16 protein-coding genes are annotated in these 24,723 nt (G+C 73.6%); 6 read left to right on the forward strand and 10 right to left on the reverse strand.

The window, feature by feature from the left end; all coding sequences use genetic code 11:
• Nucleotides 1-127: 127 nt before the first annotated feature.
• On the reverse strand, nt 128-1,993 hold the full coding sequence (gene typA / locus OG896_RS12900; RefSeq protein WP_328468830.1) for a translational GTPase TypA: 1,866 nt from the start codon (nt 1,991-1,993) through the stop codon (nt 128-130).
• A 224-nt stretch (nt 1,994-2,217) separates the two neighbouring features.
• On the reverse strand, nt 2,218-4,038 hold the full coding sequence (locus OG896_RS12905) for an ABC transporter family substrate-binding protein (RefSeq protein WP_329365167.1): 1,821 nt from the start codon (nt 4,036-4,038) through the stop codon (nt 2,218-2,220).
• 413 nt (nt 4,039-4,451) lie between these two features.
• Here OG896_RS12905 and OG896_RS12910 point away from each other — a divergent pair, with 413 nt between their 5' ends.
• The 4 genes from OG896_RS12910 (at nt 4,452) to OG896_RS12925 (ending at nt 8,499) form a co-directional block, all read left to right on the forward strand.
• Nucleotides 4,452-4,739 carry a hypothetical protein gene (locus tag OG896_RS12910; protein WP_329365169.1) on the forward strand — a complete coding sequence of 96 codons (288 nt, stop codon included), beginning with the start codon at nt 4,452-4,454 and terminating at the stop codon, nt 4,737-4,739.
• 274 nt (nt 4,740-5,013) lie between these two features.
• Complete coding sequence (locus OG896_RS12915) at nt 5,014-5,808, forward strand: hypothetical protein (protein ID WP_329373954.1); 795 nt, start codon at nt 5,014-5,016, stop codon at nt 5,806-5,808.
• Nucleotide 5,809: 1 nt separating this feature from the next.
• A complete protein-coding gene (locus OG896_RS12920; protein ID WP_329365171.1) occupies nt 5,810-7,729 on the forward strand; it encodes a fumarate reductase/succinate dehydrogenase flavoprotein subunit in 1,920 nt (639 codons plus the stop codon).
• Nucleotides 7,726-8,499 (forward strand): succinate dehydrogenase/fumarate reductase iron-sulfur subunit, encoded by a 774-nt coding sequence (locus OG896_RS12925; protein WP_328468822.1) that lies wholly within the window; start codon nt 7,726-7,728, stop codon nt 8,497-8,499. The genes OG896_RS12920 and OG896_RS12925 overlap by 4 nt, the downstream gene beginning before the upstream one ends.
• A gap of 53 nt (nt 8,500-8,552) precedes the next feature.
• Here the strand turns inward: OG896_RS12925 and OG896_RS12930 are convergent, their stop codons facing one another.
• Both OG896_RS12930 and OG896_RS12935 read right to left on the reverse strand, forming a co-directional pair.
• The gene (locus OG896_RS12930; RefSeq protein ID WP_329365175.1) at nt 8,553-10,121 is read right to left on the reverse strand and encodes an ABC transporter substrate-binding protein; all 1,569 of its coding nucleotides are present in this window, start codon (nt 10,119-10,121) and stop codon (nt 8,553-8,555) included.
• A complete protein-coding gene (locus OG896_RS12935) occupies nt 10,118-12,220 on the reverse strand; it encodes an ATP-binding protein (protein WP_329365177.1) in 2,103 nt (700 codons plus the stop codon). Before OG896_RS12935 ends, OG896_RS12930 begins: the two co-directional genes overlap by 4 nt.
• Nucleotides 12,221-12,865: 645 nt before the next feature.
• Here OG896_RS12935 and OG896_RS12940 point away from each other — a divergent pair.
• Nucleotides 12,866-15,064, forward strand: coding sequence for a TPM domain-containing protein (locus tag OG896_RS12940; protein ID WP_329373956.1), 2,199 nt, complete (start codon nt 12,866-12,868; stop codon nt 15,062-15,064).
• Between the two features lie 140 nt (nt 15,065-15,204).
• Complete coding sequence (locus OG896_RS12945; protein WP_329365179.1) at nt 15,205-15,921, forward strand: PspA/IM30 family protein; 717 nt, start codon at nt 15,205-15,207, stop codon at nt 15,919-15,921.
• 62 nt (nt 15,922-15,983) lie between these two features.
• Here the strand turns inward: OG896_RS12945 and OG896_RS12950 are convergent, their stop codons facing one another.
• The 6 genes from OG896_RS12950 to OG896_RS12975 all read right to left on the reverse strand — a co-directional run bounded on the left by OG896_RS12950 (nt 15,984) and on the right by OG896_RS12975 (nt 24,581).
• Entirely contained in the window at nt 15,984-18,536 is a 2,553-nt protein-coding gene (locus OG896_RS12950) for a SpoIIE family protein phosphatase (RefSeq protein WP_329373958.1), read from the reverse strand.
• Between the two features lie 237 nt (nt 18,537-18,773).
• Entirely contained in the window at nt 18,774-21,425 is a 2,652-nt protein-coding gene (locus OG896_RS12955; RefSeq protein ID WP_329365181.1) for a SpoIIE family protein phosphatase, read from the reverse strand.
• A 116-nt stretch (nt 21,426-21,541) separates the two neighbouring features.
• Entirely contained in the window at nt 21,542-21,730 is a 189-nt protein-coding gene (locus OG896_RS12960) for an SPOR domain-containing protein (RefSeq protein WP_328468810.1), read from the reverse strand.
• A 322-nt stretch (nt 21,731-22,052) separates the two neighbouring features.
• A complete protein-coding gene (locus OG896_RS12965; RefSeq protein ID WP_328468808.1) occupies nt 22,053-22,805 on the reverse strand; it encodes a GntR family transcriptional regulator in 753 nt (250 codons plus the stop codon).
• Nucleotides 22,806-23,013: 208 nt separating this feature from the next.
• Nucleotides 23,014-24,036, reverse strand: coding sequence for a DUF4190 domain-containing protein (locus tag OG896_RS12970; RefSeq protein WP_329365184.1), 1,023 nt, complete (start codon nt 24,034-24,036; stop codon nt 23,014-23,016).
• 26 nt (nt 24,037-24,062) lie between these two features.
• The gene (locus tag OG896_RS12975; RefSeq protein ID WP_329365186.1) at nt 24,063-24,581 is read right to left on the reverse strand and encodes a DinB family protein; all 519 of its coding nucleotides are present in this window, start codon (nt 24,579-24,581) and stop codon (nt 24,063-24,065) included.
• Between the last annotated feature and the right edge of the window lie 142 nt (nt 24,582-24,723).

The following is a 24,723-nucleotide window of genomic DNA, read 5'->3' on the forward strand; positions in this document are numbered from 1 at the left end:
ACGCACAAATCGGAAATGTGATCTAACTAACGACCACTTGTGTCCGATAAACGGACGGCGAACAAACGGCGCAGGTCATGCCGAAGGGGCGCTGGACGTGACTCCCAGCGCCCCTTCGGTGACAGATCTAGCGCTTGGCGCGAGCGGCCGCGCGGCCGCGCTCCTTCTGGTCGAGGACGACCTTGCGGATGCGGACCGTCTCCGGAGTGACCTCGATGCACTCGTCGTCGCGGCAGAACTCCAGCGACTGCTCCAGCGACAACTTCCGCGGCGGCACGATCGACTCGGTGACGTCCGCGGTGGAAGACCGCATGTTGGTGAGCTTCTTCTCCTTGGTGATGTTCACGTCCATGTCGTCGGAGCGCGAGTTCTCACCGACGATCATGCCCTCGTAGACCTCCGTGGTCGGCTCGCAGAACAGTACGCCGCGCTCCTGGAGGTTGGTCATCGCGAACGGCGTCACGACGCCGGCCCGGTCCGCGACGAGCGAGCCGTTGTTGCGGGTGCGCAGCTCGCCGAACCACGGCTCGTGGCCCTCGAAGATGGAGTGCGCGATGCCCGTGCCGCGGGTCTGGGTGAGGAACTCCGTCCGGAATCCGATCAGGCCGCGGGACGGCACGATCCACTCCATCCGAATCCAGCCCGACCCGTGGTTGGTCATGGTCTCCATCCGGCCCTTGCGGGAGGCCATCAGCTGGGTGATCGCGCCCAGGTGCTCCTCCGGCGAGTCGATGGTCATCCGCTCGATCGGCTCGTGCACCTTGCCGTTGATCTCCCGGGTGACCACCTCGGGCTTGCCGACGGTCAGCTCGAAGCCCTCCCGGCGCATCGTCTCCACCAGGATCGCCAGCGCCAGCTCGCCGCGGCCCTGCACCTCCCAGGTGTCCGGGCGCTCGGTCGGCAGCACCCGCAGCGACACGTTGCCGACCAGCTCGCGCTCCAGCCGGTCCTTCACCAGGCGCGCGGTCACCTTGTGGCCCTTGCCGCCCTTGCCGACCAGCGGCGAGGTGTTGGTGCCGATCGTCATCGAGATGGCCGGCTCGTCCACCGTGATCAACGGCAGCGCGATCGGGTTCTCCGGGTCGGCCAGCGTCTCGCCGATCATGATGTCCGGGATGCCGGCCACCGCGCAGATGTCACCGGGACCGGCGGACTCCGCGGGCTTGCGGGTCAGCGCCTCGGTCATCATCAGCTCGGTGATGCGCACGTTGGAGATGGTGCCGTCGCGCTTGATCCACGCGACCGTCTGACCCTTCTTCAGGTGCCCCTCCTCGACCCGCAGCAGCGCGATACGGCCGAGGAAGTTGTCCGCGTCGAGGTTGGTGACGTGCGCCTGAAGCGGCGCCTGCTCGTCGTAGGTCGGCGCGGGGACGGTGGACAGGATGGTGGAGAAGAACGGCTCCAGGCTGTCGCTGTCGGCCGGCACCGTGCCGTTGTCCGGCTTGGTGAGCGAGGCGATGCCGTCCCGCGCGCAGGCGTAGACGATCGGGAACTCGATCTGGTCCTCGTCCGCGTCCAGGTCCAGGAACAGGTCGTACGTCTCGTTGACGACCTCGTCGATCCGGGAGTCGGGGCGGTCGGTCTTGTTGATGCACAGGATCACCGGCAGCCGGGCGGACAGCGCCTTGCGCAGCACGAAGCGGGTCTGCGGCAGCGGGCCCTCGGAGGCGTCCACCAGCAGCACCACCGCGTCCACCATGGACAGGCCGCGCTCGACCTCACCGCCGAAGTCGGCGTGGCCGGGGGTGTCGATGATGTTGATCGTGACCGGGTCGCCACCGTCCTTCGGGTGGTACCGGACAGCGGTGTTCTTCGCGAGAATGGTGATGCCCTTCTCGCGCTCCAGGTCGTTGGAGTCCATCATCCGGTCGTCCAGATGCTGGTGCGCGGCGAACGCCCCGGCCTGCTTCAGCATGGCGTCCACCAGGGTCGTCTTCCCGTGGTCGACGTGGGCGACGATGGCGACGTTACGGATGTCGTGGCGCGTGGACATGAATGCGGCGCTTCTCCCGGAATCGTGGATGGCGTCGCGCCTTCTCCTTCGACGCGAATCGCCCGCCGGGCAGGGTCACGCCACGGCCTCACCCCATGGTACGGGGAGCTACGCGGTGCGTTGACGACCGCGGCTCCCTCCGGGGCGGGATCGGAGGGAGCCGCGGTCGTCGACGGGCACGGGGAACGGGACGGGCACCCCGGAGGGCCGGGGCGCCGTAGCCGCTACTTCCGGAACCCGATGTTCTGGTAGCTGGGGGTCTGGAACCCGAAGGCCCCGGCGTTCGCCACGTTCGTCCTGAGCGCGACCACCTCGGGGCGCTGGTAGAGCGGGATCGACGCGGCCGCCGCCCAGATCCGCTCGTCCGCCTGGTTCGTGAGGCTGCGGGCCTGCCCGGAGTCGAGCTCGGAGCCGGCCCGGGCCATGAGCTGGTCGATCTGGTCGGTGCCGACCCGCGTGTAGTTCTCGGCGACGGCGAGCGACCCGTCGGGCGCGGGCACCGGCTTGGCGAAGATCGGCGTGTCATCGGTGGCCGGGAACGCGGTGCCGGGCCAGGAGTACAGCGCCAGGTCGAAGTCCCCGGACGCGATGTGGTCCTGGAAGAAGCTGTCGTCGTCCACCTTGCTGATCTCCGTGCGGATGCCGATCTGCGACAGCATCCGGGCGATCTGCCCGCCCACGTCGTCGAGCGTCGGCGAGTCGGCCGGCAGGACGAACCGCATGGTCAGCCCCTTGCCGTCCTTCGTCACCGCCCGCGCCGGCTCCACCACGGTCAGCGCCCCGGACGCGGAGGTACGGCCCGAGCCGGCGGCCGGCCCGGCGGCCTTGTCACCGGTCTTGCCGGCGGCCGGCCGCTGCCAGCCCGCGTCGGCCAGCAGCGCCGCGGCCTGCTGGGCGTCCGCGGTGCCCAGCGCCGAGCTGTGGTCGCTGTACCCGGCCTGCGAGGGCAGCACCAGGTGGTTGCCGAGCGGCTCCGCGGGCAGTCCGAGCGGCTTGAGCACGGTTGCGGCGATCTTCTTCCGGTCGATCGCGCGGGCCACCGCGTGCCGGACACGCTCGTCCGCGAGCGGACCGGAGCTGCCGTTGAGCGCGAGCTGCGCGTACGCGTCGTCCGGGGCGGTGCGCACCCCGACGCCCTTGGTGCCCTTGGCCGCCTTCAGCTCGCCCGGGTCGATCTCGGCCACGTCCAGCTTGCCCGCGGCCAGCTCCGCCGGGCGCTTGTCGCGCGGCGTCGCGGTCAGCACGATCTGGTCGAGCTTGGCCCGGCCACCCCACCAGCGGGTGTTGCGGGCGAGGGTGACGGTGCCGGCCTTGGCGTCCTCCGCTTTGACCGTGAACGGGCCGGCGGACACCGCCAGCGCGGTGCGCACCCCGTCGTTGAAGGAGTCCGCGCTGCCGGTCACCGTCTTCGGGTACAGCGGCGCGAAGAGCGAGCGCCAGTCCGCGTAGGGAGTGGCGAAGGTGACCTTGACCTGGTGGGCGCCGGCGCCGGGGGCGATCGCCGAGATCCGGTCGTAGCCGGCGTTGCGGGCGGTCCAGAACGAGGTGTTCTTGCCGCCGAGCGCCTTCCACTGCGAGGTGAAGTCGTCCGCGCCGATCGCCCGGCCGTCGCTCCACTTCGCCTTCGGGTTGAGGTCGTAGGTGACGACCTGGCGCGGGTCCTGGGCGGTGACCTTCGCCGCGGTCACGTAGTCCCGGTCGAGCCGGGGGGCGCCGTGGGCGTCCAGCCGGAACATCGCCGGCAGCGTCGCGCCGGTGACGGTGGCGGTGCCGGCGTCCGCGTCGGCCTGGAAGGCGTTGAGGGTCTTCGGCATCTCGTCGACGGCCCAGGTGAGGGAGCCGCCGTCGCGCACCCCGGCGCGGGAGACCGCGGCCACATCGGTGCCGGCGGTGCCGGCCGCCTTGGTCCCGGACGAGGAGCAGGCGGTCAGCGCGGTGGCGCCGACCGCCAGCGCCAGGGCGACACATGCCGTGGTCGACACGGCACGACGGCGCCGTTCCGGGGCGGCCGGCGGTACGGCGGTCGGTTTCGCGCTGCGGTTCATGGGCTCGGACACCTCCGCGGCCCGGCCGGCGCCGCTCTGGGGCGCACGACCGGGACGTCATCGATCGGCCTGAAGCACGGGGACGGGAAGAGTGAGGGCCCGGCCCTCACTGCAAGAAGACCTGTGCCCCTTTCGACCCGTGACACGACGCACCTGCGCCCGGGGTCCACCCGGACGGCTCAGAAACCGCCGCCGACCGCCGTACGCACCAGGTCGACCGCCGGTCGCGTCACCGTCGCACCACCTGTCACGTCACCTGCCGCGCCGTCGGCCGCGCCACCGGCCGCCCGGCGGGCTCCCGCCCCGGGCCGCACACGGTCGGTGCAGCGGTCTTCACAAGAGCAGGTGTGACACGCGACACTCTCAAGCGCTGCTTCCCCACTTCGCACGGCGACAGATGGCGAGGGCGCTCCATGTCCCTGCACGACGACCTGACTTCGGTCCAGCGGCGGCTGGACGACCTGATGCGCTGCGTGGCGCGGCTGGACGAGCACGCCGGCGACACCCTGGACATGCGCCGGGTGCGTGCGACCGCGGACCATCTGCGGGACAGCCTGGCCCTGCTGACGGAGTCGGTGCCCGCCGCCGCGGACCGCCGCACCCTGGAGATCGTCTCGATCCCGGACGCGCCGTACGACCGCGGGCTGTGGGCGGACGCCGAGGACGAGGGGCTCGGCTCTCCCTACCGGCACGCGCCCTGACCCTGCCGCCGGCCGCGAGTCCGTACGGACGGCCGGCCGCGGCCGCTCCCCCGGGCCGCCGACGAATCCCCCTCTCCCCTCCCCGGGCGGCCCCGGCGCGTGACGCCGGCGACCGCTCCCGCGGCCCTCCCGGCCCCGGCCCGCCGCCTCGCGGCGGGTGCGCCCCTTGCCATCCCCCGCGGAGTCACCTTTGTCCACCGGAACCACCCCGAGCACCCCGAGCACCCCACCGAGCACCTCGCCGTCCCCGCCGCCGGCGGCCGCCCCCGCGCGGATCGCCCACGGCGTCGGCAGCCCCGGCCGCGCGGCGATATCCGCGCCGCACCTGAGAACGGACCGATGGTGGCTGCCGCCCCTGGTCAGCGCGCTCGGCCTGGCCGCGTTCATCGGCTACTCGACCTGGCGGGCGTTCGCGAACAGCCACTACTACGCCGCGCCGTACGTGTCGCCGTTCTACTCGCCGTGCCTCGCCTCGAACTGCACGGACATGAACGGCGGCGCCGACTGGCACCTGTTCGGGAACTGGTGGGGCCTGTCGCCCGCCCTGCTGGTGCTGATCTTCCCGCTGGGCTTCCGGCTGACCTGCTACTACTACCGCAAGACGTACTACCGGTCGTTCTGGCTGTCCCCGCCGGCCTGCGCGGTGGCCGAACCGCACGCGTCGTACAGCGGCGAGACCCGGCTGCCGCTGATCCTGCAGAACGTCCACCGTTACTTCTTCTACCTGGCCGTGGTGGTCGCGGGCATCCTCACCTACGACACGGTGCTCGCCTTCCGCGACCGGCACGGCAACTGGGGCCACGCCGGCCTCGGCACCCTCGTGCTGCTGGTGAACGTCGGCCTGATCTGGGCGTACACCCTCTCCTGCCACTCCTGCCGGCACATCATCGGCGGCAAGCTGCGGCACTTCTCCGCCCACCCGGTGCGCTACCGGCTGTGGGGATGGGTGGGAGTGCTCAACGGCCGCCACATGCTGCTCGCCTGGTCCTCGCTGATCAGCGTCGGTGTCGCGGACCTGTACGTGTACCTGGTGTCCAGCGGCGTATTCGACGATCCGAGGTTCTTCTGAGATGACGAATGTGGAACGGCACGCGTACGACGTGGTCGTGGTCGGCGCGGGCGGCGCGGGGCTGCGCGCCGCGATCGAGGCACGGGAGCAGGGACTGCGGACCGCGGTGATCTGCAAGTCCCTGTTCGGCAAGGCCCACACGGTGATGGCCGAGGGCGGCATCGCGGCGAGCATGGGCAACGTCAACTCCGGCGACAACTGGCAGGTGCACTTCCGCGACACCATGCGCGGCGGGAAGTTCCTCAACCACTGGCGGATGGCCGAGCTGCACGCCAAGGAGGCCCCGGACCGGGTGTGGGAACTGGAGACCTGGGGCGCGCTGTTCGACCGCACCGCGGACGGGAAGATCTCGCAGCGCAACTTCGGCGGCCACGAGTACCCGCGGCTGGCGCACGTCGGCGACCGTACCGGCCTGGAACTGATCCGCACCCTCCAGCAGAAGATCGTCTCGCTCCAGCAGGAGGACCACGCCGTCAGCGGCGACTACGAGTCCCGGTTGAAGGTCTTCCAGGAGTGCACGGTCACCCGCGTGCTGAAGGGCCCCGGCGGCGAGGTCGCCGGGGTCTTCGGGTACGTCCGCGAGTCGGGCCGGCTGTTCGTGATCGACGCGCCCGCGGTGGTGCTGGCCACCGGCGGCATCGGCAAGTCGTTCAAGGTCACCTCCAACTCCTGGGAGTACACCGGCGACGGGCACGCGCTGGCGCTGCTGGCCGGGGCGCCGCTGATCAACATGGAGTTCATCCAGTTCCACCCGACCGGGATGGTCTGGCCGCCGTCGGTGAAGGGCATCCTCGTCACCGAGTCGGTACGCGGCGACGGCGGGGTGCTGCGCAACAGCGAGGGCAAGCGGTTCATGTTCGGCTACGTGCCGGACGTGTTCAAGGAGAAGTACGCGCAGAGCGAGGAGGAGGCCGACGGCTGGTACACCGACCCGGACCACCACCGCAGACCGCCGGAGCTGCTGCCGCGCGACGAGGTGGCCCGGGCGATCAACTCCGAGGTGAAGGCCGGCCGCGGCTCCCCGCACGGCGGGGTGTTCCTGGACGTGTCCACCCGGCTCAGCCCCGAGGAGATCACCCGCCGGCTGCCGTCGATGCACCACCAGTTCAAGGAGCTGGCCGACGTCGACATCACCGCGGAGGCGATGGAGGTCGGTCCGACCTGCCACTACATGATGGGCGGGGTCGACGTGGACCCGGACACCGCGGCCGCGGCCGGCGTGCCGGGACTGTTCGCGGCCGGCGAGGTGGCCGGCGGGATGCACGGCTCCAACCGGCTGGGCGGCAACTCCCTGTCCGACCTGCTGGTCTTCGGCCGCCGCGCCGGGCTGCACGCGGCGCGGTACGCGGCCGGCCTCGGCGACGGCCGGCCGGTCGCGGACGGCGCGCAGATCGACGAGGCCGCGGCGGAGGCGCTGCGGCCGTTCGACGCCGCGGGCGCGGCGGGGAGCGGGGCCGAAGCCGGTCCCGTGGAGAACCCGTACACCCTGCACCAGGAGTTGCAGCAGGTGATGAACGACCTGGTCGGGATCATCCGGCGGGCCCCGGAGATGGAGCAGGCGCTCTCCCGGCTGGCGGTGCTGCGCGAACGGGCGGCGCGGGCCGGGGTGGAGGGACACCGGCAGTTCAACCCGGGCTGGCACCTGGCGATCGACCTGCGCAACATGCTGCTGGTCAGCGAGTGCGTGGCGCGGGCGGCGCTGGAGCGTACCGAGAGCCGCGGCGGCCACACCCGCGACGACCATCCGGAGATGGACCGCACCTGGCGCAAGGTCAACCTGGTGTGCGAGCTGTCGGACGCGGCCGGCGGCGCGGTGGACCTGCGCCGCCGCCCGACCAGCCCGATCCGGCCCGACCTGCTCGACCTGTTCGAACGGGACGAGCTGCTGAAGTACCTGACGGACGAGGAGTTGGACGCGTGAGCGCTTACACGGCCCGGTTCCGGGTGTGGCGGGGCGACGCCGAGGGCGGCGGGCTGCGGGACTACGACGTCGAGGTGAACGACGGCGAGGTGGTGCTCGACATCATCCACCGGCTCCAGGCCACCCAGGCGACCGACCTCGCGGTGCGCTGGAACTGCAAGGCGGGCAAGTGCGGTTCGTGCAGCGCGGAGGTCAACGGGCGGCCCCGGCTGATGTGCATGACCCGGATGTCGGTCTTCGCGCGGGACGAGACGGTGACGGTCACCCCGCTGCGGGCCTTCCCGGTCGTCCGCGACCTGGTCACCGACGTGTCCTTCAACTACGCCAAGGCCCGCGAGATACCCGCGTTCGTGCCGCCGAAGGGCGTGGCGGCCGGTGAGTACCGGATGGCGCAGGTCGACGTGGAGCGCTCGCAGGAGTTCCGCAAGTGCATCGAGTGCTTCCTGTGCCAGGACACCTGCCATGTGGTGCGCGACCACGAGGAGAACAAGAGCGCGTTCGCCGGGCCGCGGTTCCTGATGCGGGTCGCCGAGCTGGACATGCACCCGCTGGACGCCGCCGCCGCGGACGGCGGCCCGACCCGGGCGGAGTCCGCGCAGGACGACCACGGCCTGGGCTACTGCAACATCACCAAGTGCTGCACGGAGGTCTGCCCCGAGCACATCCACATCACCGACAACGCGCTGATCCCGTTGAAGGAGCGCGCCGTCGACCGCAAGTACGACCCGCTGGTGTGGCTCGGCGCGAAGATCCGCCGGCGCGGCCAGTAGGCCGGACCTCGGCACGGCCGCGCCGCCCCGACGGTCGCTCCCGCTCAGGGAGTTCATCCGACGGGTGGCGCGGCCGCCGGCCACGCCACCTTCAGCACCTGCGGGTTGCCGTCCCGGCCCAGCCGCAGGATCGGGCTGGCCTTGCCGACCGGATTGCTGCCGGTGCGGCTGGTCTGGTAGTTCGCGGTGAACCGGATCGGGCCGCTCGAGCCGAGCACCTGGTGCGCGCCCTGGAGCGCGCCGAGTTCGCCCGCCACCGCGTCGGCGCGCGGTTGCCGCTGCTCGGTCAGCCGGACCGCGGACACCCCGGTCAGTGTCGCGTCGTACGCCGTCATGGTGTTGCCGTCGGTCAACGTGCCGCCGGGAAAGAGCCGTTGGAAGGTCTGGTCGAAGGCGCGGAAGCCGCGGGCGCCGTCCTGCTCGTCCCGCGCCGCCGCGGGGTCGTGGGCCGACGTCCACTCGTCGGGGTGCGCGACGCCCGCGTAGTCCACGGTGACATGGCCGTTCAGGTCGTGCCGGAACTGCGGGGTGATCGCCAGGTTCGACATGTCGTCGCCGCTGACGATCTCGATCGACTTGTCCAGGCAGGTGCTGGCGAAGGCGTGCACCAGCACCCCGACGTCCTGGCCGCGCCCGGCGAAGAGCACCACCGCGGGCTGCTGGGCGCAGATGTCCAGCGCCATCTGGCTGATCCGGGTGGCCACCTCCTGCTCGGCCTCGGCCTGTTCGGACTCCGACGTGGCCCGGTCCCGCTTGGTCGTGTCGAACGGCTCCACGTCCACGATCCGGTGGCGCGGTATCGCGGCGAACTTCCGGAATCCGCTGACCAGCGTGGCGTCGTAGCTGTCGCCCGCGTTGCCGTCCTCGACCAGCACCGCGCGGGTGGCCGCCTGCACGTACGACAGTGCGGCGGCCATGTTGTCCTCGTTGCTCGGGGCGACCCGGACGAAGTTCTTGATGTCGCTGAAGCTGTCGGCGGTGATGCTGGAGCCGACCACCGGGATGTTCCGGGCGGTCAGTTCGCGCACCGCGCTGCGGGTGCCGTCCAGGCTCAGGCCGAGCCCGGTCACCGCCGCCACGTGCTGGGCGGTGGCGTGCTCGATCGCGGAAGTGGCCGCCTTCCACTGGTTGGCCTGGTAGCCGTCGCTGGCGATCAGCAGCTGGATGTACGGCGCGACGCCCTCGACGTTCTGCCGGTTGGCGTAGTACTGCGCGGTGTAGGCGCCGCGCACCTGCTCGACGACGGCGGACATCGCCATGATGCTGCCGCTGTGCGCGGAGATCGGCAGCAGCACCACCACGCTGACGTAGTCCTTCGGGTGTTCGCGGGTGACGTCCCGGTTCTCCTTCCGGATCGCCTGCTCGACGCCTTTCAACCGCGTGTCGAACGGGTACGAGCCGTCGGTGATGCCGACGCACTCGCCGTTCGCGCCGTGCTGGGTGACGGCGGTCGCACCGCCGCGCATACACGGCTGGTTCCGGAAGTGGTCGACGAGCGCGAACACGCCGAACGATCCCGCGACGAGACCCGTGACGACCGCCGCCACCACGCCGATCCGCATCGGGCGGGGCAGATTTCCGTACCACTGTTCGGGGACTCGGAGCATGCGCGGCACTCTCATCGATCCCACTCCTCCTCGATGAGGTGGTATTTCCCGGATTCCTGGAACAGCGCCTCGTTGCCGCCGCAGATCGCGGCGAGGTTCCCGTACTCGGCGGAGATCAGCCCGGCCAGGTGGTGGCGCGGGTCGAACGACCGGTCGCCGTAGAGCCATCGCGCGGTCACCAGGCGGCTGATGGTCCGGTTGCGGTCGCGCGGGTCGGGCCGCCCGGCGAGCGCGGTGACGTAGGTACGCGGATCGCCGTCCGTACGCAGCCGGTTGGGGGCCGCGGTCACCTGGCGCAGGATCACCTGCCAGCTCTCGGGCGACGCGCAGCGGTCGTACTCCCGCTCCAGGTAACCGGCGACCGCGGTCAGCGGCTCCCGGCGGGACGGGGTGGCCTGCGCGAGCAGGTGGTGGTGGCGCAGCGGCGCGTCGTGGGCGCCGGAGTAGTGGGCGGCGTAGCCCTGGTGGGCGCCGTCCCACACCTCGGGGAGCGCGGCGAGCCGGCGGTGCAGCAGCAGGGCGGCCAGCGGGTGCAGCCGGGCGGCGGGGCCGACGGCAGCGTCCGGCGCGCCGTTCGGGTCCGGTTCGGCCGCTCCGTCGAGCGGGTCGGGCGCCTCCGCCAGCCACAGCGCCGCGCCGAGCCGGCGGCGGGCGGTGGCGGCGTCGAACCGGGTCCAGCCCAGGAAGTGCAGCGCCGCGGTGCCGGCGCCCAGCCGCAGACCGGGGGTGAGCGCGAGCACCGCCATGGTGTCCAGCAGCGAGCCGCCGTCGGGACCGATGCCGCCGTCCGGCCCGTCGACGTGGTCGTCGGCGAGGATGCGGCGCAGCAGGTAGGCGGCCACGGTCGGAGCTCCGGCGTCCCCGTCCTCCGGCCCCTCCGCCGACCCGGGCGGGGTGGGGCGGGCCGGCGCGCTCCAGTGGTCGGTCAGGTACTCGGCGGCGGGCAGCGGCCGGTCCAGCAGCCGGCGCGGGTCGTCCCCGGCCGCCTCGGGCCGGGCCAGCAGGTGGGCGAGCCGATCGACCGCCTCGGGGTGGCCGTCGGTCAGGTCGCTCAGGTGGCTCGCGTCGCGCTTCTGGCTGCCCAGCACGCTGCTGCCGCACATCACCACCACGTCCTCGCGGCCGAGGCCGGTGAGCCGGATCGGGTACCACCACACCGGGTGGTCCTCGCCCGCGGGCGCGGCGGGGTGCCGGACGGCGAAGCTCAGCCGGTCGTCGGTCGAGGCGAGCGGCGCCATCGCGGTGTGCGCCCGGCCCCGCCGGGCGGCCACCACCAGCGCGGGGTCGGGCCGCTCGCGGGCCCGGTGGCTCTCGCGGCGGCACTCGGCGAGCAGTTCCAGGAACAGCTCGCCGGCCCGGCTGCCGGCGTTGTCCAGCATCAGCAGGCAGTTGGCGGGTCGCTGGCCGCGCAGCGAGCGCCGGTTGAAGTCCGTGCGCAGGTCGGCCAGCAGGGCGGCGCACACCGTCTTCAGCGCGGTGCGGGCCGCGTCCGGCGCGTCGCTGCGCCCGTGGTGGCGGCGGTGGATCTCCCACAGCCGGTCCTCCGCGCTGCCGACGCCGGGGGCGTGGTCCTTCAGCCAGCTCCTGGCCTTGGCGTCGCCGCGCCGACGCCGGCCGACCGCGGACAGCAGCAGGCCCAGCGCCCTGGCCGTGGCCGACAGCAGCACCTGCTGGTCGGCGGGGAGCAGCGGCGCGGCCCGGGCCGCGAGGCCGTCGAGCGCGGCGTGCGCGGCGGCGTCCTGCGGGCCGGCCCGCAGATACGCCTCGAACGCGGCCCGTCCGCCGCCGGCGTCCACGAAGCTCAGCGCCTTGAAGAGCATCCGGGTGCGGCAGAAGCGGATCGGGCGGATGCCCGGGACCCGGCGGCCCCAGCCCTGGATCGCGGCCAGCACGATGTCCTCGACCGCCTCGGCCCGGCCCAGGTCGAGCCGGACGCTCAGGCAGCGCCCGCTGAAGTCCGTCCACAGCCGGTCCAGCAGCACCGAGCCGCCGCTGCCGCGCGGGCCGACCAGCAGCACGATCGGCAGCGGCCGGGCGGGGACGCCCGAGCGTCTCAGCGCGTCCCCGGTGAACTCCACCACCCGCACGCGGCCGTACAGCCTGCCGTCCGTCATGTCCCATGTCTCCCGCCGTCAGGACCGGCACCGTGCCGGACCCGCCCCCATCGGATGCACCGGATGTTCCGGGTCGCCCTGGCCCACCGAGTCCGCGGTTCGCCCTGGCCGACCGGAATTCGGTGCCAATGGTGCTCCGGGCATCCGGTCCGCCGGAATATCCGCAGCCTTCCCGGGGCACCATTGGCACCGAATTCCGGAATGGCTCGGGATTCCCCGGGCGCTCCCGGCGAATCCCGCGGAATCCTGGGCACCCGTGCCCCGGTGAACCAGGGGGAGTCCCGGGTCGCCCGGTGCGGAATCCACGCGGGCGCGCGTTTCCGTCCCGGACGGGAATCCTCCTCCGGGGCCGGAGGAAATCCCCCATCGATGGAATAGGGAGAGTAGACCGGCCCGAACGGGACCCGTCCCGAAAACCGGAAACCCTCCCCCTTTCGGGGAATTTCCGCCAGGGCGTGTCCCGCGGCACGGGCGGGGCACGGTATCGGGCTCGGGACGGCTCCCCGGTCGCGCGACGCATAAGCCGCACATACGCTCCCGAAAAGAGCCACGCGGTGGGCCGTGGCGCGGACAGCGGGAGGCAACGCGGTGCGCCACAAACGTAAGTCGTCGGCCGCCGCGCTGGTGGCGCTGGCCGTACTGGCGATGGGCGCGGGGCTGCCGCTGCGGGCGGTCGCCGACGCCCCGATACCCCTGGCCAGGACCGGCCAGGTCACCGACAGGGTGGGCGCGCTCCAGGGCCGGACCGCGGAGGTGCAGGCCGCGCTGAACCAGCTCTACGACCGGCAGAAGCTCCAGCTCTTCGCGGTCTACGTCAACGGCTTCTCCGGCGCCTCCCCGCAGGACTGGGCGAACGCGACCGCGGTGAAGAACGGCCTGGGCCGCAGGGACGTCCTGCTGGCGGTGGCCACCCACGACCGCCAGTACGCGGTGTCGGCGGACCAGGAGTCGGGACTCACCCAGCGGCAGATCGACGAGGTCGGCGACCAGGCGATCGAGCCCGCGCTGCGGCACGACGACTGGGCGGGCGCGGCGGTCGGCGCGGCGACCGGCTACGACGCGGTGCTCGACGGCCACCCGGTGACCGCCCCGGCCATCACCCCGGGCGCGGCGGACCCGGGCGGCACGGGCAGCCGCTCGTCCGGCTCGGTGTGGATTCCGGTGGTCGCGCTGGGCGCGGCGCTGATGCTGGGCATCTGGGCGTACCGCAGGCGGGCCGCCCACCAGCGCCCGGTGCGGACGTCGGCGGGGCAGGGCGCGAGCGAGTGGCGGGCGCGGCCGAAGCAGCCGGTGCCGGTCACCCCGCTGCCGGAGCTGGACGCGCAGGCGCGGGAGCTGCTGGTGGCCACGGACGACGCGGTGCGCACCAGCCAGGAGGACGTGGGGTTCGCGGCGGCGCAGTTCGGCGAGGACGCCGCGCAGCCGTTCGGCGAGGCGGTGGAGTACGCCAAGGGCGAGCTGACCGCGGCGTTCCGGCTGCGGCAGAAGCTCGACGACGCCTACCCCGAGGACGACGAGACCCGGCGGCAGATGCTCGACGAGATCCTGTCGCGCTGTACCCAGGCGAACCGGCGGCTGGACGCGGAGTCGGAGGCGTTCGACAAGCTGCGTGCGATGGAGGCCAACGCCCCGCAGGTGCTGGCGCGGGCCGAGGAGAAGGCGGCGGCGCTGCCGGCCAGGATCGACGCCGCGGCGGCCGCGCTCGGCCCGCTGGCGCAGCGGTACGCCGACTCGGCGCTGGAACCGGTGGCCGGCTACCCGGCCGAGGCCCGCGACCGGCTGGACTTCGCCCGGACCAGCCTGGAGCAGGCGCACACCGCGATCGGCTCCGACCACGGCCGGGCCGCGGTCTTCGTCCGCGCCGCCGAGGGCGCCCTGGACCAGGCCACCATGCTCGCGGACTCCGTCACCCGAAGGGAGCAGGAGCTGCACGCGGCCGACACGAAGCTGGCCGAGGCTCTCGCCGAGACCGAGGCCGACCTCGCCGAGGCCCGCGCGATCCTGGGCGCGGGCCCGGCCCCGGGCGGCAGCACGGAGCCGCCGGCGGGCCCGTACGGGAACGGCCCCGGCAGCGGGCCGACCACCTCGGGTACGGGCGCCGCCGACTGGCTGAACGCTCCGGCGGGCGGCGATCCGGCGGGAACGGGCGGCGGACCGGCGCCGGCGTATCCCTCCGGGCCCGCGCACGCGGAACTGCGCGGGCGGGTGGCGCGGGCGGAGAGCGTGCTCTCGGCGGTGCGTACGGAGCTGGCGGCCGGGCGGCCGGACCCGATCGCGGCGCTGCGGCGGGTCGAGGAGGCGGACGCCGCGCTCGACGGGGCCCTGGCGGGGGCCCGGGAGCAGGAGGCCGGGCAGCGCCGGGCCTCGGCGCTGCTGGAGCAGGCGCTGCTGGCGGCGCGCAGCGAGGTCGCGGCGGCCCGGGACGTGGTCACCACGCACCGCGGCGCGATCGGCAGCCAGGCCAGGACCCGGCTGACCGAGGCCGAGCGCCGGCTGCGGCGGGCGGAGGCGCTGGCGGCGAGCGAGCCGCAGGAGGCGCTGGAGCACGCCCGCGAGGCGGACCGGCTGGCCCGCGAGGCCCAGACCTACGCGCAGGAGGACGTCACCGGCTTCGGCGGGCGGCGCGGGCGCGGCGGTCACGGCGGCGCGGGCGGCATGGGCGGGGTGGGCGGCGCCGTGCTCGGCGGCATCCTGCTCGGCGATCTGCTCGGCGGCGGCCGGACCCGCGGCTTCGGCATGGGCGGGTACGGCGGGTACGGCGGCGGGATGGGGGGCGGCGCGGGCCCCGGCAGCTTCGGCGGCGGCGGGACCCGCGGCCGGATGGGCGGCGGCGGGCGCTTCTAGGGCCGTCCGGCCGGCAGGCCCCGGTCCGCCGGCCCCGCTCCCGCCGCACGCACGGCACGCACGGCACACCCCGCATCCGCGGGACCTCGCGGACGCGGGACCCGAAGAACGAAGGACCCCAGGTCAGTCAAGGAGTAGCCATGACGAAGCAGACGATCCTCGGCCGGGTGGCGCAGCTCGCCAAGGCGAACATCAACGCGCTCCTCGACCAGGCCGAGGACCCGCAGAAGATGATCGACCAGCTCATCCGGGAGTACACCGAGAACATCAAGGAGGCCGAGGACGCCGTCGCCGGCACCATCGGCAACCTGCGGATGATGGAGCAGGACCACGCCGAGGACGTCTCCGCCGCGGCGGAGTGGGGCGGCAAGGCAGCCGCGGCCAGCCGCAAGGCGGACGAGCTGCGGGCGTCAGGCGGCGGCGCGGAGGCCGACCGGTTCGACAACCTCGCCAAGGTGGCGCTCGGCCGCCAGCTCCAGTCCGAGAAGGAGGCGCGCACCGCGGAGCCGGTGATCGCCTCGCAGAACGAGGTGGTGGACCAGCTGCGCGGCGGCCTCGACGACATGAGGGAGCGGCTGCGGCAGTTGCAGGCCAAGCGGGACGAACTGGTCGCCCGCTCCCGTAGCGCGCACGCGCGGAACACCATGATGGACGCGGTCAAGAGCGTCGACGTCCTCGACCCGACGAGCGAGTTGGGCCGCTTCGAGGACAAGGTGCGGCGCGAGGAAGCCCGGGCGCAGGGCCGTCAGGAGCTGGCCGCCTCCTCGCTGGACGCCCAGTTCGAGTCCCTGGACGCGGCGGGCGACAGCGCGGAGATCGACGCCCGCCTGGCCCGGCTGAAGTCCGGCGCGGCCTGACGGCGCGGCACCGGACAGCGCCGCACGGAACCGTAAGGACCCGTACAGACCCGTACAGCGCCCTAGAACATGCTGAGCAGGTCGTCCACGGACGGCCCGGCGGAGCCCGGCTGGCCGCCGCGCAGGGCCAGTTCGAACCAGACCGTCTTGCCGCGGTGGGTGCGGCGGCTGCCCCAGCTCTGGCTGAGCATCGCGACCAGTTGCAGGCCGCGCCCGCCCTCGTCGGTGTCCCGGGCGCGGCGCCGGCGCGGCTGCATCAGCGCGTTGTCCCACACTTCGCAGACCAGGGTGCGGTCCAGCAGCAGCCGTAGCCGGATGTCGCCGTAGCCGTGCCGCAGCGCGTTGGTGACCAGCTCGCTGACGAGCAGTTCCGTGGTGTCGACGAGGTCGTCGAGTCCCCACTCCAGCAGCTGGTCGCGGGCGAGTTCGCGGGCCTTGGCGACGGAGGTGGGCTGCGGGGCGAGCGTCCAGTCGCCGACCTGCTCGGCGGGCAGCCCGCGGATACGGGCCATCAGCAGCGCGATGTCGTCCTCGCCGTGGGCGGTGTCGAGGGTCGCCAGGATGTGGTCGCAGACGTCCTCCAGCGGGCGGGCCGGGCCGGCCAGCGAGGCGCGGAAGGCGTCAAGGCCCTCGTCGAGCGGGTGGTTGCGGGACTCGACCAGGCCGTCGGTGTAGAGGGCGAGCAGGGCGCCCTCGGCCAGCTCCACCTCGACCTCCTCGAAGGGCTCGCCGCCGACGCCCAGCGGCACCCCCCGGGGCACTTCGAGCAGCAGCGGGTCCTCGCCGGGCTCGACCACGACCGGCGGCAGGTGCCCGGCGTTGGCGATGGTGCACCGGCGGGTCACCGCGTCGTAGACGACGTAGATACAGGTGGCGAGGTAGACCTCGGCGAGGTCGACGTCGGCGGGGTTCTTCGAGCGGCGGGTGCGGCCGGCCGAGGAGGAGCCGAGGCCCTCGGCGACCTCGTCCAACGCGCCCAGCACCTCGGCCGGTTCGAGGTCGAGCATCGCCAGGGTGCGGACGGCGGTGCGCAGTTCGCCCATCGCGACGGCCGCGCGCAGGCCGCGGCCCATCACGTCGCCGACCACCAGCGCGGTGCGGTGGCCGGGCAGTTCGATGACGTCGAACCAGTCGCCGCCGACCTCGGTCTCCATGCTGCCGGGCAGGTAGCGGCAGGCGATGTCGAGGCCGGTCGCCTCCGGGTCGTCCGGCGGCAGCAGGCTGCGCTGGAGGATCAGCGCGCGTTCGTGCTCGCGGCGGTAGAGCCGGGCGTTGTCGAGGAAGATGGCGGCGCGGGCGGCCAGTTCCTCGGCGAGCATCCGGTCCCGCTCGGTGAACGGCTCGCTGCCCTTGGCCCGGGAGAACTGCACCAGGCCGAGGACGGTGTCGCGGGCCACCATCGGCACCACCAGGGTGGACTGCACCAGCGGGGTGCCGCCCAGGTCGTGGCCGCCCTCGCCGTCGAGCACCTGGAGCTGGGCGGTGCGCAGCGCGCGGGCGCTGGCGGAGCCGAACCGGAAGCGGTGCACCGAGCCGACCGAGACCGGACCCTCGCTGGGTTCGACGTCGTCGTCGCCGGCCATCGCCACCGGGGCGTCGGAGACCGAGCTGGCGAAGGCGACCCGGCGGACCTCGCCGCTGCCGTCGGTGGTGCCGGCCAGGTCCTCGGCGCCGGACAGCAGCGCCTGGTAGAGGTCGACGGAGGCGAGGTCGCAGAAGTGCGGCACCGCCACGTCGAGCAGTTCGCGGGCGGTGGTCTCCAGGTCGAGGGAGGTGCCGATCCGCGAGCCGGCCTCGTTGAGCAGCGCGAGGTTGCGGCGGGCGTGGGCGGCCTCGCGCTCGGCGCGCTGCCGGCCGGTGACGTCCATCGCCAGGCCCGCGACACCGATCGGGCGGCCGGAGTTGCTGTGCAGCCGGTACAGCGAGATGGACCAGCGGCGGCGGGCCGGGTCGCCGGGCACGGTGCCGACCAGCGGCATGTCCAGCACCGCGTCGCCGGTCTCCAGCACCTGCCGCAGCGCGGCGGACAGCCGGTCGGCCTCCACCCGGGAGAGGAAGTCCTGCGGGCCGCGGCCCGGTTGCTCGTTCGGGCGGCCGAAGACCGCGGCGAAGCGGTCGTTGACCCGGACCAGGCGCAGGTGGGTGTCGAAGAGCACGAAGCCCATCGGGGACTGCCCGAACACCGCCTGGGAGGCGGCCAGATCGGTCTCGATCTGGCGCAGCGCGGCCACGTCGACCGCCAGGCACAGCGCGCCGTGGTCGGCGGGCATCACGTAGACCTCGGCGCGGCCCTCGGCGCCGGAGGCGTCGCGGTACGGCACCAGGCCCTGCCACTCGCGGCCGTCGAGGATCTTCGCCAGCCGCTGGTGCGCGCGCGTTTGCACGTCGGGCGGCGCGAAGGCGGCGATCGGGTCCTTGCCGACGGCCTCGGCCGCGGTCAGCCCGAAGAACTCGGTGGCGCGCTCGCTCCACTGGTCGATCCGGCCCTCGGCGTCGAGGGAGAAGGAGGCGACGCGTATGTAGTCATACAGGGACCCGGGCGGGCTGGACTGCCAGACGCCGGCCTTTGCCGCGTCCGCGTCGTCGTCGCCGGGCGGAACCGCCCCTGCTGGCATGTCGCTCACTCGCCCGACCCCTCCAGCTCAGCACACATGGACCGGTTGGACCCGAGTATTCAGCATGGCGACCGTCCAGCACACGGTCTTGTCGATCACAGCATCATCTCGGCTCCTGGGGCGCGGGGGCCGTCCCCGGAACACCACGGTCGCACCTCTCGCTCCCGCCTCTTCGGCATACCCGGCACAGTCGCTCGCAACCATCGTGCCCTTCGGCGCCCCGGCGGCGCCCTCCGGTCACGGCAGAGCCAGTTCGAACCAGACGGTCTTGCCGAGCGAGCCGTGCCGCGTCCCCCACCGCCGGGACGCCCCGGCCACCAGTTGCAGGCCCCGCCCGCCCTCGTCGTCCTCGGCCGCCACCCGCTCGCGCGGCGGGTCCGGCAGCGGGTCCGACACCTCCACCAGCAGCGAGCCGCCGCGCACCATGCGCACCCCGATCGGGCCGTGCGCGTACCGCAGCGAGTTCGTGACCAGTTCGCTGACCAGCAGCACCGTGACGTCGGTCAGCGACGCCAGGCCCCAGGACGCCAGGGTGTCGCGGACCCGGCGGCGCGCCAGCCGGACCGCGCTCGCCTCGGCGGGGAAGGTCCAGGCGGCCGTGGAACCGGCCGGCAGGCCGCCGAGGCGGGCCATCAGCAGCGCCACGTCGTCCGGCTCGCGGTCGGGGTCCATCGTGGCCAGCAGGTCGTCGCAGGCGTCCTCCAGGGAGCCCAGCCGGCGGCACAGCGTCGACCGCAGCCGCTCGATGCCCTGGCCGATGTCCTTGCCGCGGGCCTCGACCAGCCCGTCGGTGTAGAGCACCAGGACCGCGCCGTCGGGCACGTCGAGCTCGGTGGTCTCGAAGCGCACCCCGCCGACGCCGAGCGGCACCCCGGTGGGCAGGTCCAGCAGCCGGGCGTAGCAGCGGTCCGGGTCGTCCTGGTGCTCCACCAGCACCGGCGGCGGGTGGCCGGCCTGGGCGATGGCGCAGCGCCGGGTGGAGGGGTCGTAGACGGCGTAGACCGCGGTGGCCATCCAGCCCTCGGTCCGGTTCTGGGCGAGGTCGTCGCCCAGCTCGTTGACCCGGCGCAGCAGTTCGTCGGGCGGCATGTCGAGGCCGGCGAGGGTGCGGACGGCGGTGCGCAGCCGGCCCATGGTGGCGGCGGCGACCAGGCCGTGGCCCATCACGTCGCCGACGACGAAGGCGAGCCGGCCGCCGCCGAGCGGGATGACGTCGAACCAGTCGCCGCCGACCTCCGCGCCGCTGCTGCCGGGCACGTAGCGGTAGGCGATGTTGACGCCCGGCGGCTCGGGGACGGTACGCGGCAGCAGGCTGCGCTGGAGGGTCAGCGCGCCCTCGCGCTCGCGGACGTACAGCCGCGCGTTGTCCAGGGCGGTGCCGGCCCGGTCGGCGAGGTCCACGCCGAGCGCGAGGTCGTCGCGGTCGAAGGGCTCGCGGCCGCGGTCGCGGGCGACCACCAGCAGCCCGAGCACCACTCCGCGGGCCCGCAGCGGCAGCACCAGCATCGAGTGGAGGCCCAACTCCAGGGCGGCATCCACCTTGGGGTCGTCGGGGTAGGTGGTGGCGCGCAGCTGGTCGTCGCCGTCGAGCAGCCGCGGCTCGCCGCCGGCCAGCACGGTGCCGAAGACGGAGTGCCGGGTGAAGCCGATCGACTGGCCGCGCCGCAGCATCCGTTCGACCTGCGGGGTCCAGTGCTCGGCGCCGACGCCGAGCTGGCGCAGCGGCTGGGTCTCCCGGAACCCGGCGGTCGGCAGGTCGCCGCCGCCGGCCACCTGCGCGTGCAGCAGCACCCCGGAGTAGCCGGCGAAGGTGGGCACCAGCGCTTCGGCGATGGTCTCGGCGACCCGGCGCACGTCGAGCACGCCGGCGATCCGCGAGCCGACGTCGTTGAGCAGGGTGAGGCGGCGGCGGGCCCGTTCGGCCCGCTCGGCGGCCTGCACCCGCTCGGTGACGTCGATCACGGTGGCGCTGACGCCCAGGACCCGCCCGGCCCGGTCGACCAGCCGGTGGTACGACAGCGAGCGGTGGCCGCGGCCGCCCGGGGCGGGCGCCACCACGTCGATCACCGGCCGGCCGGTGTGCAGCACGCGGCGCTGGAGCGCGGCCAGTTCGCGGGCGGTGTCGGCGTCGAGGATCTCCTCGACGCTGCGGCCGACGTGGTCGGCCGGCGGCATGCCGTTCATGGCGGCGAGCGCGTCGTTGACCCGTACGTAGCGCAGGTCGCGGTCGAGGATCGCGACGCCGAGCGGGGAGGAGTCGAACAGGGAGTCCAGGGCGGCGAGGTCGTGTTCCAGGGTGCGCAGCCGGCTGGTCTCCGCGAGGGCGGCGAGCACGAACGGGCGGCCGTCGCCGTCGACGAGCAGGCTGGCGCGGGTGTCGACCTGCACGGTGTGGCCGTCGCGGTGGCGCAGCGAGAGGATGCCGTTCCAGCGGCCGGTGCGCAGCAGTTCGCCGAGGATCTGCTCGGGCCGGCCGTCGCCCTCGGACGCGTCCGGGGGAAGGGGGTTCCGGGCTCCGGGGCGGGACGGCCCGGCGCCGGCGGTCCCCTCCTCCCCCGTGTCCGCGGCACCGGGGAACGGCTCGGGCGGGCCGAAGAGTCCGCCCACCCTGCGGCCGACGATGTGCTCGCCCGCCCAGCCCAGGACGTCCTCCGCCAGCGGGCTCCACAGCAGCACCCGGCCGCTGGTGTCCAGCATCACGACGGCCACCCGGAGGGCGTCCAGCAGGGTGCCGGAGGCGCGCGGCCCGCCGGCGGCGTCCGGCTCCTGGCCGGGGAGCGGCGCGGAGGGCGGTACGGGCGGCGGTGCGGAGGGCGGTTCGGGCGGCGGCGGTACGGGCCGGGGGGCGCGGCCGGGCGGCGCCCCGGGGTCGTCGCCGCTGGCGCTCATACGTTGCACCCCCGACCGGGTCGGGTCGGGTGTGCGCGCACCCGACCTCCAAGAGAGGTTTACCCTCTCTTACCCGATATTGCCCCTTTCTGCGCAGGTGTGCGCGGAAGGGGCCGTCACGCCTCGGCCGCGCGGGGCACGACCTGCTCGATCACGTACACCTGCGGCGGAGCCGACGGGGCGGCGGGGTAGGTCAGCGTCTCGGCGACCCGCTCGGCCTCCGCGCGTGTCGCATACCGCCCCACCCGGTAGCGGTTGCCGCCCTCGTCCTGCCGTATGAGGACCCAACCGAACTCCGACGTCACTACGCCGCCCCCTCCTTCGCGCCGAGACCGCCGCATCCCGGCCGGTCCCGTGCTGGCGGAATCGGCGATGCGCATATGCCCGACCCTACGCCCGGGGTTCACCCGGCGGGCACGGAATGACACGAAGAGGTACCGATCCGGCCACTCGTTCGACCTGAAGTTGACGCTCCGTCAGCGCCCCTTCCGGGCACGGCGATACGGCGCGTCCGTACGGCGCGGACATACGGCGCGGGGCGCGGCGGGGCCGACACCCCGCAGCACCCCGCAGCCAGCGCCCCGCGGCGCCCCGCGGCGCGGTGCGGGGCGCCCTAGCCCTACGGCCTCAGCGCACGGGCAGGTGATAGACGGCCCGGTAGCGCTCCGCCGGGATCACCACGTCGGCCGTCTCCACCGGCCGCCCCGACGCGTAGTACGTGCGGCGGATCTCGATCACGATGTGCCCGGGCACGCCGCCCAGCGCCGAGGTCTCCTCGGCCAGCCCCGGCCGCGCGCCGACCTCCTCGGACATGTGGTCGACCAGCACGTCGATCGCCGCCATCCGGGGCACCACGCCCTGCCCGCCGACCGGCCCCTCCTCCGGGAGCAGCACCGGGGTGCGGGCGGTGAGCGCCAGCGGCTCCCACGAGGTGGAGAGCATCGACGGCTCGCCCTCGGTGCGGAACAGGTAGCGGGTGCGCATCACCCGGTCGCCGACCTGGACGCCCAGCCGCTCGGCGATGTCGGCGGACGCGGAGTCCTGCACGCTGCGGGACTCCCAGGTGCCCTTGCTCTCCTCGTCGGCCTGCTCCTGGCGGTAGGGGCTCGGCAGACCGGTCGGCCGGAATCCGCTGCGCACGATCCTGCGCCGCTCGGGCCGCTCGCGCACGTAGGTGCCCGAGCCCGAACGGCCCTCCACGTAGCCCTCCGCCATCAGCACCTTGCGCGCCTCCAGGGCCACGGTGTCCGAGACGCCGTAGTCGCTGCGGATGCGGGCCTGCGAGGGCAGGCGGGCGTGCGGCGGCAGCGTGCCGTCGAGGATCTTCCGCCGCAGATCCCCGGCGACGCGCAGATAGGCAGGCTGCTCACCGAAGGCCACGTGCCCCTCCCAGGGGTTGACTGTGTGCGACAGCTTGGCAACCCTCGGTGCACGACCGCAAGCTCTCCCCTGAACGTCACCCGACGTGCGGGAGCCCGGATCGGAGCCCGTACGGACCTCCCACCGTGCTCGTACGCCGCACCCGTCACGCTCCCGCCGGGCTCGCGCGCCCCGCCGCCCTTCACGCGGCCGGCGGATCAGGGACGGATCAGACGCCCACCCCCGAGTCGCCGCCGTCGGACGAGCCGCCGTCGGAGGACCCGCCGTCGGAGGAGCCGTCAGACCCCTTGCCGTCCGACCCGCCCCGCACCGAACCGGTCACCTTGGCGTCGGCGTCGCCGAAGAAGCAGGTCACCGAGCGGTCGCCGGTGGCCCACAGCGACTTCTGCGGGCCGAAGAAGAACAGCCGCATGCCGTCCTGGAGCGACCCGCCGTCCAGGTACTCGCTCATCTGCTTGCCGCAGGTCGCCTGGGCCTGGCTGGTGATCGCGTCGACGCCCGGATAGGAACCGCTCGTGCTCGGGTCGAGGGTGTAGGTGTAGAACGCCTCGGCGTCGTGCGCCTTGGCGCAGTCGACCACGTTCACCGTCCGGGACACCTTCGCGCCCCCCTCGAACTCCTTGAGCGAGTGCCCGACCGTGTTGAAGCACTGGCCGGCCTTGATGTCCTGGACCTTGGTGTTGCCGTCGTCGTCCAGCACGCCGAGCGCGCCGAGCGTGATCAGCAGCGCGGTCAGCAGGGTGGTGATCGAGTTGATCGTGATGCCCGCGATGGCCAGGCCGCGCCCGCGCTGCCCCTGCCGCTTGCTCTGCTTCAACCCGCCGATGCCAAGACCCAGGCCGAGCAGCGGAACGCAGGTGAAGGACGTCACCAGCGAGGCGATCGACAGCCCGTTGGTGGTGCGGTTCGCCGCGTACCAGCCCGCGCCGGGCCCCGGATACGCGGTGTACTGCCCGGGAATCCCCGGCCCGCCCGGAGCCGCGTACGGATTCGGGTTCGGCTGCTGGTAGGGCCCCGGGCCGGCGCCGTAGGGCGACTGGCCGTCGCCGCCGTACGGCGAGGGCTGCGCGTACGGCGTCTGCGGATAGCCGTACGGCGGGCCGGACCCGTACGGCGAGGAGGAGCCGCCGTAGGGCGGATCGGGGGCGGGGGGCGGCGGCGGGGGGCCGGCCGGGTATCCCCCGGGCGGCGGCGGCTGGTCCTCAGGGGACGGCGGCGGAGATATGTCCACCAGGGGAGTTTACGATCCCCTTACCGCTACGCCCCCACCGTCCCGTCGACTCCTTCGCGCAGGAAGTCCGCGTGGCCGTTGTGCCGTCCGTACTCCAGCAACACGTGCACCATCACCATCCGCAGGCTCACCTCTTCCTCCCACCTGGGCTGGTATCCGGCCACGTCCAGCGACGCGGCCGCCGCCTCGATCCGCCGGGAGGCCGCGACCTCCGCCTCCCACGCGCCGAACGCCTCGGCCCGGGTCGAACCGCTCGCGTCGTACGCCGCCTGGAAGTCGATCTCCCGCGACCACACCATGGGGGCGTCGTGGTCCTCGAACACCCGCCGGAACCAGGCCCGTTCGACCTCCGCCATGTGGCGCACCAGGCCCAGCAGCGACAGCGTGGACGGCGGCATCGAGCGCTGCCGCAGCTCCTCGTCGCCGAGCCCCGCGCACTTCATCGCCAGCGTGGCCCGGTGGTAGTCGAGAAACGCCCGCAGCATCTCGCGCTCCGTCCCGAAGTTCGGCGGCCCGACACGTACGTCCTCGATCTCGCTGGTCATGGCAGGAGCCTAGAGGAGCACGGCGGGCCGCCGAACGGCAGGCGGAGCCTTGCGGGTCAGGGGCGTGCGGGTCGAACGCGGTGGCTCGGGCGCGGGCCTCCCGCCGGCCGATCTGCGCGCGTACGTCACCGCGTGCCGGCGG

It is taken from the genome of Streptomyces sp. NBC_00669 (assembly GCF_036226785.1).
GTDB lineage: Bacteria > Actinomycetota > Actinomycetes > Streptomycetales > Streptomycetaceae > Actinacidiphila.

Excerpts from the sequence above, each read along its gene's own strand:
- typA (WP_328468830.1), bottom strand. The coding sequence starts at position 1,993 with ATGTCCACGCGCCACGACATCCGTAACGTCGCCATCGTCGCCCACGTC.
- OG896_RS12905 (WP_329365167.1), bottom strand. The coding sequence starts at position 4,038 with ATGAACCGCAGCGCGAAACCGACCGCCGTACCGCCGGCCGCCCCGGAA.
- OG896_RS12910 (WP_329365169.1), top strand. The coding sequence starts at position 4,452 with ATGTCCCTGCACGACGACCTGACTTCGGTCCAGCGGCGGCTGGACGAC.
- OG896_RS12920 (WP_329365171.1), top strand. The coding sequence starts at position 5,810 with ATGACGAATGTGGAACGGCACGCGTACGACGTGGTCGTGGTCGGCGCG.
- OG896_RS12930 (WP_329365175.1), bottom strand. The coding sequence starts at position 10,121 with ATGAGAGTGCCGCGCATGCTCCGAGTCCCCGAACAGTGGTACGGAAAT.
- OG896_RS12935 (WP_329365177.1), bottom strand. The coding sequence starts at position 12,220 with ATGACGGACGGCAGGCTGTACGGCCGCGTGCGGGTGGTGGAGTTCACC.
- OG896_RS12940 (WP_329373956.1), top strand. The coding sequence starts at position 12,866 with ATGGGCGCGGGGCTGCCGCTGCGGGCGGTCGCCGACGCCCCGATACCC.
- OG896_RS12945 (WP_329365179.1), top strand. The coding sequence starts at position 15,205 with ATGACGAAGCAGACGATCCTCGGCCGGGTGGCGCAGCTCGCCAAGGCG.
- OG896_RS12950 (WP_329373958.1), bottom strand. The coding sequence starts at position 18,536 with ATGCCAGCAGGGGCGGTTCCGCCCGGCGACGACGACGCGGACGCGGCA.
- OG896_RS12955 (WP_329365181.1), bottom strand. The coding sequence starts at position 21,425 with ATGAGCGCCAGCGGCGACGACCCCGGGGCGCCGCCCGGCCGCGCCCCC.
- OG896_RS12975 (WP_329365186.1), bottom strand. The coding sequence starts at position 24,581 with ATGACCAGCGAGATCGAGGACGTACGTGTCGGGCCGCCGAACTTCGGG.